10 protein-coding genes are annotated in these 11,490 nt (G+C 64.2%); 4 read left to right on the top strand and 6 right to left on the bottom strand.

Features of this window, described 5'->3' with window-relative positions; all coding sequences use genetic code 11:
• Window positions 1-68 precede the first annotated feature (68 nt).
• The 5 genes from N5D53_RS09790 to N5D53_RS09770 form a co-directional block, all read right to left on the bottom strand.
• Window positions 69-470: a type II toxin-antitoxin system MqsA family antitoxin gene (locus N5D53_RS09790; protein WP_019437852.1), complete on the bottom strand. Its 402-nt coding sequence runs from the start codon at window positions 468-470 to the stop codon at window positions 69-71.
• Window positions 471-472: 2 nt separating this feature from the next.
• Complete coding sequence (locus tag N5D53_RS09785) at window positions 473-769, bottom strand: type II toxin-antitoxin system MqsR family toxin (protein ID WP_023389615.1); 297 nt, start codon at window positions 767-769, stop codon at window positions 473-475.
• Between the two features lie 94 nt (window positions 770-863).
• Window positions 864-2,189 carry an MFS transporter gene (locus tag N5D53_RS09780; protein WP_104961116.1) on the bottom strand — a complete coding sequence of 442 codons (1,326 nt, stop codon included), beginning with the start codon at window positions 2,187-2,189 and terminating at the stop codon, window positions 864-866.
• A 72-nt stretch (window positions 2,190-2,261) separates the two neighbouring features.
• Window positions 2,262-2,741, bottom strand: coding sequence for a hypothetical protein (locus N5D53_RS09775; RefSeq protein ID WP_019437855.1), 480 nt, complete (start codon window positions 2,739-2,741; stop codon window positions 2,262-2,264).
• Between the two features lie 168 nt (window positions 2,742-2,909).
• Window positions 2,910-3,386 (bottom strand): sigma-70 family RNA polymerase sigma factor, encoded by a 477-nt coding sequence (locus N5D53_RS09770; protein WP_104961115.1) that lies wholly within the window; start codon window positions 3,384-3,386, stop codon window positions 2,910-2,912.
• A gap of 213 nt (window positions 3,387-3,599) precedes the next feature.
• Between N5D53_RS09770 and N5D53_RS09765 the strand changes: the two genes are divergently transcribed.
• From N5D53_RS09765 to N5D53_RS09755, 3 genes are read left to right on the top strand one after another with little or no spacing between them, the layout of a single operon-like run.
• Window positions 3,600-4,778 (top strand): efflux RND transporter periplasmic adaptor subunit, encoded by a 1,179-nt coding sequence (locus N5D53_RS09765; protein WP_064493133.1) that lies wholly within the window; start codon window positions 3,600-3,602, stop codon window positions 4,776-4,778.
• Window positions 4,779-6,743 (top strand): MacB family efflux pump subunit, encoded by a 1,965-nt coding sequence (locus N5D53_RS09760; RefSeq protein ID WP_064493132.1) that lies wholly within the window; start codon window positions 4,779-4,781, stop codon window positions 6,741-6,743. It abuts the gene before it with no gap.
• A gap of 3 nt (window positions 6,744-6,746) precedes the next feature.
• On the top strand, window positions 6,747-8,150 hold the full coding sequence (locus N5D53_RS09755; protein ID WP_129933755.1) for an efflux transporter outer membrane subunit: 1,404 nt from the start codon (window positions 6,747-6,749) through the stop codon (window positions 8,148-8,150).
• Window positions 8,151-8,290: 140 nt separating this feature from the next.
• Here N5D53_RS09755 and N5D53_RS09750 read toward each other — a convergent pair whose 3' ends face one another.
• Window positions 8,291-9,919, bottom strand: coding sequence for a twin-arginine translocation signal domain-containing protein (locus N5D53_RS09750; protein ID WP_064493130.1), 1,629 nt, complete (start codon window positions 9,917-9,919; stop codon window positions 8,291-8,293).
• A 220-nt stretch (window positions 9,920-10,139) separates the two neighbouring features.
• On the opposite strand from N5D53_RS09750, the gene pvdM reads away from it, so the two are divergent.
• Window positions 10,140-11,486 (top strand): pyoverdine-tailoring dipeptidase-like protein PvdM, encoded by a 1,347-nt coding sequence (pvdM, locus tag N5D53_RS09745; protein ID WP_104961112.1) that lies wholly within the window; start codon window positions 10,140-10,142, stop codon window positions 11,484-11,486.
• The last annotated feature ends 4 nt before the right edge of the window (window positions 11,487-11,490 follow it).

The raw sequence follows: 11,490 nt of genomic DNA, 5'->3' as shown, positions 1-11,490 counted from the left end.
CTTTTTGTTGGCTATCCGCGCCTACAGACAGTGTCATTTGGAAACCCAAGCAAGGCCGGGCAACCGCCTCACGCAGTCCTGACTTCCTCAAAGAGCTCCGGGTGACGGTCGAGCAACTTGAACAATTTGATCAGCGCCACCGGCGGTTTGGTTTTGCCATTCTCATAACGTGAAAAAGCATTGACTCCTCCACCGAATATTTCCCCAGCCTCCCGCTGATCCAGATCAAATTTCTTGCGTACGGAAACGATGAAATCGGGATCAACGTCTAGAGCATTGACTTGGCGATTGAAGGCAGACATCAGATCGCTGACTCGCATAGCCTCGTCATGACTTAGCACTGCCTCACCACAGACAGAACAGTAATCGCCCGTCACATCAGGTATCAGGGTCGATTCCCCCTTATACCGGTAGGGCATGTCCTGAGTGTCTAGCGCGAGCTCGGCACCTCCGCAAATTGGGCATCTCATGTTCACAACTCCTTGAAAGACACGATGAGCGCGTCATCTACCACTGACAGTTTCAGGTACAGATATCCCTTTACCGTAAGCGGCCGATAGACATCTTGCCAAACGCGGTGGTCGGCATAACTGGTCATGCTTTTGTAGAAATCTCTGCGCTCCAGACCGGTGATGACCTCCAGCATGTCCGCATATTCCATTCCCAAGGCCTGAGCGCCTCGTAAGGAAGCGGTTGTAGGGCTGATGCGGCCAGCGCCCACCAGTGCTCTTACCCGCTCCAGCGGGCAATGAGGCGTTCTCTTTTCCATGAGAAATTAACCTTCCAGGTTAAATTTGGCTAATAGGTTATTCCAATAGCCCCCACCTGGAAGTCTGCCCCAGTGTCCCGCAGCCGTTACCGGCTCATTTGTCGCCGCACATGACCGGTATCGGCTCCGCCGCAAACACCAAAGGCTCACGACGCCCGAAATACAAGGCCGTCAGCAGCCCCACCGCGCCCATGATCAGACAAAACCCGACACACACCCACGGGCTCCACGGCATCAGCGCAATCAGTGCCAACGGCGTGGTACTGGCCCACAATGCGTAGGCCACGTTGTAGGTGAAGGAAATGCCCGAAACGCGGATCTGCGCTGGGAACAGCCCCACCATCACCGAGGGCACCACCCCCACCACGCCGCAGCTCAACCCCGCCAGCGCATAGGCCAGCCAGGTCATGCCCCACTGCCCCACCAGGCTGGCGTACAACGCGCCGATACCCAGCGGCAGCAACAGGCTATACAGCATCAGCGCGCGCCAGGCACCCACACGGTCGACCAGCAGCCCGGCCAGCACGCAGCCAATGTTGAGGAAGACGATGCCCACGCTGCTCAGCGCGAAGGTGTGCCCGGCACTCATGCCGAAACGCTGCTGCATCACCGTCGGCGTGATCACCACCAGCACCACCACCGCCGAGGTCAGCACACAGGTCAGCAACGCGGCAGGGATCAACGCCCGGCGGTGCTCGCCCAGCACTCGCCGCAGCGGAAACGTCACAGGTTGCTCCTGGCGCGCGCGCAAGGCGAGGAACACCGGTGTTTCACTGAGCCAGCGGCGCAGCCACACACCAATCACACCGAACACCCCACCCAACAGGAACGGGTAGCGCCAGGCGTAATCGAGGATTTCCTGCGGAGTGAACAGTTGCGCCAGCAAGGTTGCGGTCAGCGCCCCCAGCAGGTAGCCGAAGGTCAGCCCGGCCTGCAGAAAGCCCAGGGCATAGCCGCGCCGCCCGTTTGGCGCGTGCTCGGCAACGAACGTCCAGGCGCTTGGCACTTCACCGCCTACGGCAGCACCCTGGAGGATGCGCAAGGCCAACAGGATCAGCGGGGCGGCATAGCCGATGTCGGCATAGGTCGGCATCACTCCGATCAGCAGGCACGGCAGGGCCATCATCAGGATGCTCAGGCTGAATACCCGCTTGCGCCCCAGATGGTCGGCGAAGTGCGCCATCAGGATGCCGCCCAGCGGCCGCGCCAGATAGCCGGTGACGAAGATCCCGAAGCTTTGCAGCAGGCGCAGCCATTCGGGCATCTCCGGCGGGAAGAACAGCTGGCTGAGGGTCAGCGCGAAGAACACGAAAATGATGAAGTCGTAGATTTCCAGCGCGCCGCCCAGCGCCGCCAGGCCCAGGGTCCGATGGTCGCCGCGGCTGAACCGGGGCGGGCGAGCGGTATCGATGGCAGTCATGGCAGGGTCCGCAGATCGGCAAAGGGCAAGAGCATAACAAATAGCTGCCCGATTGCCCCGCCGGCAGCACCGCTAGCGGCTGAACACCGTATGCGCGAAGTTGGCTCGCGGCCGTGGCCGCGCTGTACTGGCTGGCAGCGTGCCCGGCAGCGGTAGCTTGCCGACCACCATCGGGGCGTCGATGATTGCCATGAATGTCTCCAGCGCCTCGTTATCAGGCGCCTGAGGCAGGCTCAGGCTGACCGCCTGGCGCTCGGTCTGCGGCACTGCTGGCACTTTCAACTGGCTGGAATGGTAAAGCAGGGCATGCTGGATTTGTGTGCTGACGCGGCAGAAGCGTTCCAGATCTACGCCACAATGGCTGGCCAACTCGATATTGCCCAGCAACAGGTGAAAGGGCTGCAAGGCGCACTGCACCAGGCGCTGCAGTTCCTCGAAGCTATCCACGGGGGCTATCCGGTAATAGCCCAGGCCATTGAGCAACCGCTCCAGTTGCAGGCGCTGGCACGGGTGTGCATCGGCGATGAGGATGCGCAGGGTCTTGTTTGCCATGGTCGGACCTGGGCCATTAGGTAATGGGCACGCTCCATGACCATACTGCGCCGGTAACGGCTATTGCCAGGGCCATGCCTGGCAGCGGTCTTCTTTGATAGAAGTCGGGAAAGCCGCATAAATCAAGTGATTGACTGACGGAATTTGCATTTGCCTTTAACCTGGCAATCAGGATTCCCATTGCCGCATGCGCACCCGGCAGTGCTTCATGGCATTGACGATGTGCTTTTCCACCAGGCTGCGCGAGATGCCCAGCCGATCGGCGATCTGCTGGTGCGACAGGCCGTCGAGCTTGCGCAGCAAGAAGCACTCGCGGCAGACCTTGCTCAGCTCATCCAGGGCACGCTGCATCAGCGCCAGGCGCTGGTCCTGCTGCATGTCGTGGGCCGGCGCCGGAGTATGCCAGCGCTCGTCGCTATCCAGCACCTCCAGCGGCTCGGCCTGGCGCACCAGGTGGCGGCGGTGGCGGTCGACCACCAGGTTTAGCGCGGTGCGGTAGAGGAAGGCGCGCGGGTGCTCGATGCGCTCGGTGTCGGTGCGCTCCAGTACCCGCAGGTATGCATCGTGGGCAACGTCTTCCGCCGCTTGGCGACTGCCAAGGCGTGCGGAAAGGAAGCTCACCAGTTCACGATAATAATGTTCCACGACGGTACCTGGCGCCACCCTGCCTGGACGGCGGCAGAGGCGCGGGAGTGTGTGATATCAGCTTGCAATCTTACAAATTATAATTATTCTCAGCAACACACAGCCTCCCCCTCCAGTGCGGGTAAATCCCGCCCACTCGTCTTCGTCTAACTGGGACCTCCCTGCGCGCCTCGATTGGCTGCGTATGGCCAACATCCATGGCTGGAAGTCCGCATGAGACGCTTACCCAATACTCGCCGCCGCATCCTCTTCGGTGGCCTGGGCCTGCTTGGCCTGGGCAGCCTGCTGGCCTGGAAGACCTTGCCCTTGGACAATCATCCGGTCAACACCGTGGCCGTGACCCGCGCCGATATAGAAAGCAGCGTCACCGCCCTCGGCACGCTGCAACCACGCCGCTATGTGGACGTCGGCGCCCAGGCCTCCGGGCAGATCCGTCGCCTGCATGTAGAAGCGGGCGACCAGGTCCGCCAAGGCCAGTTGCTGGTGGAAATCGACCCTTCCACCCAGCAGGCCAGGCTTGATGCCGGCCGATACTCGATCGAAAACCTCAAGGCCCAGTTGGCCGAGCAGCGTGCCCAGTACCGCCTGGCCCAGCAACAACTCAAGCGCCAGCGCGACCTGGCCGCTGCCGGTGCCACCCGCGAGGAAGACCTGCAAATCGCCGATGCCCAGCTCAAGGTGACCCAGGCCCGCATCGACATGTACCAGGCGCAGATCCTCCAGGCCCAGGCCAGCCTGCGCAGCGACCAGGCAGAGCTGGGCTACACCCGCATCTATGCGCCCATGGACGGCACTGTGGTGGCGGTGGATGCCCGCGAAGGCCAAACGCTCAACGCCCAGCAGCAAACACCGCTGATCTTGCGCATCGCCAAACTCTCGCCGATGACCGTCTGGGCACAGGTGTCCGAAGCCGACATCGGCAAGGTCAGACCCGGCATGACCGCCTACTTCACCACCCTGGCCGGCGGCAAGCGCCGCTGGACCAGCACTGTGCGCCAAATCCTGCCGATCCCGCCCAGGCCGCTGGATCAGACCAGTCAGGGCGGTGGCAGCCCCGCCAGCGTCACCGCCGGCACAACTGGCGCCCAAGTGGTGCAATACACCGTGCTGCTCGATGTGGAAAACCCGGATGGGGCCCTGATGGCCGAAATGACCACCCAGGTATTCTTCGTCGCCGGCCAGGCCAGCCAAGTGCTCACGGCGCCGCTGGCAGCCCTGGATGATGCCGAAGACGAAGGCCTGCGCCTGGCCCAGGTGTTCACCCGTGACGGCAAGATTGAACAGCGCAAGGTGCGCACCGGCCTGAGCGACCGCCTGCGTGTACAGATACTCGATGGCCTCGCCGAAGGCGAGCAACTGGTCATCGGCGCCCCAGCCGCCAGCGGAGGTTGAATGACAGCGCCCCTGATTGAACTCACTGACATCCGCAAGCACTACGGCGGCATCGATTCGCCGAAGGTGGAAGTGCTGCGCGGCATCAGCCTGAGCATCCACCCTGGCGAGTTCGTCGCCATCGTCGGCGCCTCCGGCTCGGGCAAGTCGACCCTGATGAACATCCTTGGCTGCCTCGATCGCCCCACCAGCGGTAGTTTTCGCTTCGCTGGCAAGGACGTTGCCGAACTGGACAGCGACGAACTGGCTTGGCTGCGGCGCGAAGCCTTTGGTTTCGTATTCCAGGGCTACCACCTGATCCCCTCCGGCTCGGCCCAGGAAAACGTCGAAATGCCAGCCATCTATGCCGGCACCCCGGCCGCCGAGCGCCATGCCCGCGCCGCAGCCCTGCTCGAACGCCTCGGCCTGGCCAGCCGCACGGGCAACCGGCCGCACCAGTTGTCTGGCGGCCAGCAACAGCGGGTGTCGATCGCCCGAGCCCTGATGAACGGCGGCCACATCATCCTCGCCGACGAACCCACCGGCGCCCTGGACAGCCACAGCGGCGCCGAAGTCATGGCCCTGCTCGACGAGCTGGCCAGCCAGGGCCATGTGATCATCCTCATCACCCACGACCGTGAAGTAGCGGCCCGGGCGCGACGGGTGATCGAGATCCGCGACGGCCTGATGATCAGCGACTCGGCGGCCGACCAGCCCCCCGACGAAACGCATCCAGGCCTGCAGGCCGACGACCTGCGCCAGCGACTGGACCGCGGCGCCACCTTGCGCGGGGCCTGGAAGGGCGAATTGCTCGAAGCCCTGCAAGCGGCCTGGCGGGTCATGTGGATCAACCGCTTCCGCACCGCCCTGACCCTGCTCGGCATCGTCATCGGCGTGGCCTCGGTGGTAGTGATGCTGGCTGTCGGCGAAGGCAGCAAGCGCCAGGTCATGGCGCAGATGGCGGCGTTCGGCTCGAACATCCTCTACCTCAGTGGCCGCCACGCCACGCTGCGCGAACCGGCCGGCATCGTCACGCTGGACGATGTCGCCGCCATCGCCCAGTTACCCCAGGTCCAGCGCATCATGCCGGTGATCGGCGACCAGTTGACCGTGCGCCACGGCAACAACAACCAGCAGTTCTACGTCGGCGGCAATAACACCCAGTTCTCCGAGATCCTCAACTGGCCAGTCGTCGAAGGCAACTTCTTCACCGAAGCTGACGAACAGGCTGCCGCCGCCGTCGCTGTGATCGGCCAGAAGGTCCGGGACAAGCTCATGGAGCCTGGCAGCGATCCGCTGGGCCAGTACTTGCTGATCGGCAACGTGCCCTTCCAAGTGGTCGGCCTGCTCGCCGGCAAAGGTGCCAGCTCCGGCGACCAGGACAGCGACGAGCGCATCGTGGTGCCCTACTCCGCCGCGTCCGTGCGCCTGTTCGGCAAGCAAGACCCGGAATACGTGATCATCGCAGCTGCCGATTCGAGCCGGGTTAGTGAGACCGAGCGGGCAATCGCCCACCTGATGCGCCAGCGCCATCAAGGCAAGCAGGACTTCGAACTGACCAACGACGCCGCACTGATCCAGGCCGAAGCGCGCACCCAGAACAGCCTGTCGCTGATGCTCGGTGCCATCGCCGCGATTTCCCTGCTGGTCGGCGGTATCGGCGTGATGAACATCATGCTCATGACCGTGCGCGAACGTACCCGCGAGATTGGCATCCGCATGGCCACCGGCGCCCGTCAGCGCGATATCCTGCGTCAGTTCCTCAGCGAGGCGGTGATGCTGTCAATGGTCGGCGGGGTGACGGGTATCGTGCTGGCACTGTGCATCGGTGGCGGCCTGATGCTCGCCGGCATCGCCGTGGCATTCGCCCTACCCGCCATTCTCGGCGCCTTCACCTGCGCCGTCATCACCGGCGTGGTGTTCGGTTTCATGCCGGCCCGCAAGGCTGCTCGCCTCGATCCGGTCAAAGCCCTTACCAGCGTATAGCCCATGACATTGCCAAGCCGCATCAGCCTGTTGACCCTCAGCCTGGCCCTGGCCGCCTGCAGCACACCGCCCGCCCCCGAGGCCGGTATTGCCGCGCCGCCAACCTGGCAATCCCGTGCCGACGCTCCCAGCCAGACCCTGCCGGATGCCCATTGGTGGCAAGCCTTCGCCAGCCGCGAGCTGGACCGTCTGATCGAACGCGCCCGGCACAACAGCCACGACCTGGCCGCCGCCGCGGCACGGGTGCGCCAGGCCCAAGCCCAAGCCGTGATCGCCGGCGCTCCGCTGCTGCCGGAACTGACGTTCGGCCTGGACGGCAGCCGCCAGCGCCTGTTGCGCGGCGACGGCAACGACCAACTCGACGCCAGCAGCAGCGAGCGCACCAGTACCTCACTCGGCACACGCTTGAGCGCCAGCTACGAGGTCGATTTCTGGGGCGGCATCCGCGCCGCCCGCGACAGCGCCCTGCATGGCCTGGACGCCAGCCGCTTCGATCGCCAGACGGTGGAGCTGACCCTGACCAGCGCCGTCGCCGATAGCTACCTACAGGGCCTGGCCCTGGAGGAACAGCTGCGTATCGCTCGCCTCAACCTCAAAAACGCCCGGGACGTGCTGGGCCTGGTCGAGGCACGCCAGCGTTCTGGCTCGGCCACGCGACTGGAGCTGGCGCAGCAACGCAGCCTGGTGGCGGCACAAGAGCGCCAGGTGCCCCTGCTGGAGCAGCAATGGCAGGACAACCGGGTCACCCTCGCCACCTTGCTCGGTGATCCGGTGCAGGCATTGCCGGACACCAACGAATCGATCGGCGCCCTGCGCTGGCCGGCGATCGGCAGCGGCGTGCCCAGCGACCTGCTCGGCCGGCGCCCCGACATTGCCGCTGCCGAGGCCCGACTGGCCGCCGCCAGCGCCAACGTACAAGTGGCGAGGGCCGCCATGTTGCCCAAGCTGACCCTGGGAGCGGACCTGGGCAGCGGTGCACGGACCTTCGGCGATATTCTCGACAGCCCCTTCTATACCCTGACTGCCGGCATTGTCGCACCCATCTTCAACAACGGCCGCCTGCGCGCCGAACGCGAACTGGCCAGTGCCGAACAGGAAGAGCTGCTGCACGACTATCGCGCCGCAATCCTGGCAGGCTTCGCCGACGTGGAAAAAGCGCTCAATGCGATCCATGGCGTAGACCGCCAGCAGCAGTGGCAGGACCAGGAGGTACAGGAAGCCCGCACCGCCTTCGACCTTGCGCAGCAGCGCTACAGCGCCGGCGCCGAGACGTTGCTGACCGTGCTGGAAACCCAGCGCACGCTGTATGTCGCCCAGGACCAACAGGCGCAACTGCACCTGGCTCGGCTGCAGGGCAGCGTAGCGTTGTACAAGGCATTGGGAGGTGGCTGGCAGGTCGAGCGCTGATGCCTGTCAGATAGCGTCAAGGGGCTGGGTGATCTCCCACAGGTAATTACGCCATTCCTGTGGGAGCTGGCTTGCCGGCGATGGGCCGCAAAGCGGCCCAAGATTACCTAACACTGGCATTAGGCTGAACCCGCACGGTGTCAGCGCCGCGCCAGTTTCAGGTTGCGGGCATACCAGGGCCGCTGCGGCACCTTCGGCCGCAAGCTGGCAAACAGGTCGTCATCAGCGAAGATGATACGCAGCGCCAGCTTCATGGTCTCTGGGTCCATCTCCACACTGCGGCCCGGCCGCAGCCCCGGCACAGTCGAACAGCCATGGGTATCCGGCCCCAGCCATGGGTCGGCTACCTCTACCCAACGCCCCGGCGCGAACCACGGTACACCGTTGACCTCGGTGCGCCGCACCTGGCCGGGATGCGCGCGCTCATGGGCGCGGAACCAATCTTCGATACGGTCATCGATCCAACCATGGAAGTGCCAGAACACCGGGTTTACATGGGACGAGAACGGGTCGCCGAGAAAGTCGTTTTCCGCTTCGAACCAGCGTGCGGCAAAGTCCTCCGGCTGGCGCGCGAACGGCACCGGCAAGCCGCTGGACGGGTCGCGCGGCACCGAGGCCCAGCGCATGTGCAACCAATCGTGAAGGCCCAACTCCATCTGCGAACCGAACTGCCCTAGGGTGAGGGTGCTCAGGTAATGCGGGTCGGTGTACCTCGACTCCCAGACCTGGAAGTTACCGTGGAAGGTATCCGGCGTCTTGATATCGCGCACCCACTGGGTATAGGCGGCATCGTCCGAAGCCAGCCAGGTGGGTGGCAAGGCCGTACCGTCATGGTTGTCGAAATAGCTGGCGAAGCCGACGCGGTCGCGTTCGAGCTCTGGCTGCGGGAGTGGGAAACGCGCCCATGACGGCAGGTCCTGGATGGCCCGAGCGGCACGCAGCATGTGTCGGTGCATGAAGAAAAAGTCCTCGCCCGAGCCATTGCGATCCTTGTGCCGGCCACGGGCGTCACGCTCCTGGTCGCGCGGCCCAGGCTGCCAACCCAAGCCGCGTAGGGCCGCCTGCTTGTCCTTGTCGAGGTTGTGCCACTTGTCACGCGAGGCATGCCACAACTGGTGGAACAGACGGTGCTCCGGCGCAATCAGCCAGGCCAGCAAGGCCGAGGACAAAGGCGTGCGCTCGCGTGCCTCGGGGAAACTGCGCTTGAGCGCAAGAAATTTGTTGTCCTGCACGGGTAGGGTCAACGAACGCCCCAGCGCCGCGATGCGCCCATTCAGGGTGGCCTGCCCGGCATTACCGAACCCACCCCAGACTTCGTCGAGCACCACCGTGCACTGGTAGCCCGCCTGGTCTTCCCCCGGCCAGGTAGGAAACAGCCGCCAACGCAAGGCCCTGTTCGTATCCACCAGCAGGTCACCAAGCACTCGGTAACGTGGCTCCTCGGAGCCACGCAGGCGCTCAGGCGTGTCCAGGTAACCACGCAGGCCGCGGCCACTTGGGGCAACATCGAGAAACATTTCCAACTCACCCTCAGGCAGGCCGGGCAGCCCGGCATCTTCCCCTTGCAGGGTAAAACGCCAGATACCGCGCAAGGTGTCGCCCAATTGCTGCAGCGCCGCGTCGGCCAGTTCCACCACCGCCTCGCCGGGGGTTTCCGGAAACTGCTCGTCAAACCGCTGGCGTTGCACGTGCTGCGCATACATCGCGCCGGGCACCGCCACGCCTGCCAATGCCACACCGGCGATGAACCCGCGTCGAGAAATCGTCATTGCAACTACCTGAGCATTCATTGCGGCCGTGGAGCACGGCCCGTCCAAGGCTAAAACGTTGCGCCATCGGCGAAATTTAGCGCCAGGCGTGACTCCGCCTGGTTCGAAGCTGGCGATAAATTTGCCCGGCCGTCGCTCGTTCACCTGATACCCAAGCCCTGCCCAAGCAGCACGCTTCATGTCGGCAGGCCGCCCCGATCAATCGTGCAACGAGATGGCAATGACCAAGACCCGTTCCCGCAAGGCCCTGTACATCGGCCTACCCCTGGCCCTGGTGGCCGCCCTGGGGGGTGCCGCCGGCTATTTCTTCTGGCAACAGCAGCACGCCGGCTACCCGCTGAAAATCGTGCAACAGGCCAACGACCTGCACGAGCACATGCTGTCGTTCGACAGCCATGTCACCGTGCCCCTCGAACTGGGCAGCGCCGGCCACGAAATCGACAAGGACGGCCCGGGCCAGTTCGACCTGGTCAAGGCCAACCGTGGTCGCCTGTCCGGTGCGGCGCTGACCATCTTCGGCTGGCCGGAAATCTGGAACGGCCCAAACGCCCCGCACCGCCCTACCCCCGGCTTCGTCGATGCCGCCCGGCAGGAACAGGAAGCTCGCTACAAGATCATCAGCGGGATGGTCCGGGACTTTCCCAACCAGGTCGGCATCGCCTACACCCCCGATGACTTCCGCCGGCTCAATGGCGAAGGCAAGTTCGCCATCTTCATCAGCATGCTCAACGCCTACCCACTGGGCCACGACCTGTCGCAGCTGGACTTGTGGGCTGCGCGCGGCATGCGCATGTTCGGCTTCAGCTACACAGGCAACAACGACTGGGCCGATTCCTCGCGCCCACTGCCGTTCTTCAACGACACCGCCGATGCCCTCGGTGGCCTGTCGCCGCTGGGTGAGCAGGCGGTCAAGCGCCTCAACGATCTGGGCGTGATCATCGACGTATCGCAGATGTCCACCCTGGCGCTTGAAGATGTCGCCCGCCTTACCCGCGCACCAATGGTCGCCTCGCACTCCGCGCCCCGGGCGCTGGTAGACATCCCTCGCAACCTCTCCGACAAGGAGATGCAGTTGATCAAGGACAGCGGCGGTGTCATCCAGGTGGTCGGCTTCGGCCAGTACCTCAAGCCCCTGAGCAAGCCGGTGATGGAAAAACTCGACGCCCTGCGCGCGCGCTTCGACCTGCAACCCCTGCAGGGCCTGGCCAACGCCCTGATGCCGGGCGATGCGGTGATCGCCATCTGGCCCGAAGCGCGTTTCGGCGAATACGCAAGCGCGCTGTACAGCACTCTGGAAGAAGAACCCAAGGCTACTCTCGCGCAGTACGTCGACGCCATCGACTATACGGTGAAGAAAGTCGGCATCGACCATGTCGGCATCAGCTCGGATTTCAACGACGGCGGCGGCCTGGACGGTTGGAACAACGTCGGCGAAATCCGCAACGTCACCGCCGAGCTGCTGACCCGAGGCTACAGCGAAACGGACATCGCGAAACTCTGGGCAGGCAACTTCCTGCGCGCCTGGGAGCAAGTGCAGAAAGCCGCCCACCCCGTCGCCAACCGTTGAGTCG

The organism is Pseudomonas sp. GD03862, from assembly GCF_029840855.1.
GTDB lineage: Bacteria > Pseudomonadota > Gammaproteobacteria > Pseudomonadales > Pseudomonadaceae > Aquipseudomonas > Aquipseudomonas alloputida.
Note: the sequence above shows the minus strand (reverse complement) of the source record. Positions and strands in the feature narration are given on the sequence as shown.

What these genes read in the sequence shown, in the direction of transcription:
- N5D53_RS09780 (WP_104961116.1), bottom strand. Translation starts at nt 2,189, where the DNA reads ATGACTGCCATCGATACCGCTCGCCCGCCCCGGTTCAGCCGCGGCGAC.
- N5D53_RS09790 (WP_019437852.1), bottom strand. Translation starts at nt 470, where the DNA reads ATGAGATGCCCAATTTGCGGAGGTGCCGAGCTCGCGCTAGACACTCAG.
- N5D53_RS09750 (WP_064493130.1), bottom strand. Translation starts at nt 9,919, where the DNA reads ATGACGATTTCTCGACGCGGGTTCATCGCCGGTGTGGCATTGGCAGGC.
- N5D53_RS09775 (WP_019437855.1), bottom strand. Translation starts at nt 2,741, where the DNA reads ATGGCAAACAAGACCCTGCGCATCCTCATCGCCGATGCACACCCGTGC.
- N5D53_RS09785 (WP_023389615.1), bottom strand. Translation starts at nt 769, where the DNA reads ATGGAAAAGAGAACGCCTCATTGCCCGCTGGAGCGGGTAAGAGCACTG.
- N5D53_RS09760 (WP_064493132.1), top strand. Translation starts at nt 4,779, where the DNA reads ATGACAGCGCCCCTGATTGAACTCACTGACATCCGCAAGCACTACGGC.
- pvdM (WP_104961112.1), top strand. Translation starts at nt 10,140, where the DNA reads ATGACCAAGACCCGTTCCCGCAAGGCCCTGTACATCGGCCTACCCCTG.
- N5D53_RS09755 (WP_129933755.1), top strand. Translation starts at nt 6,747, where the DNA reads ATGACATTGCCAAGCCGCATCAGCCTGTTGACCCTCAGCCTGGCCCTG.
- N5D53_RS09765 (WP_064493133.1), top strand. Translation starts at nt 3,600, where the DNA reads ATGAGACGCTTACCCAATACTCGCCGCCGCATCCTCTTCGGTGGCCTG.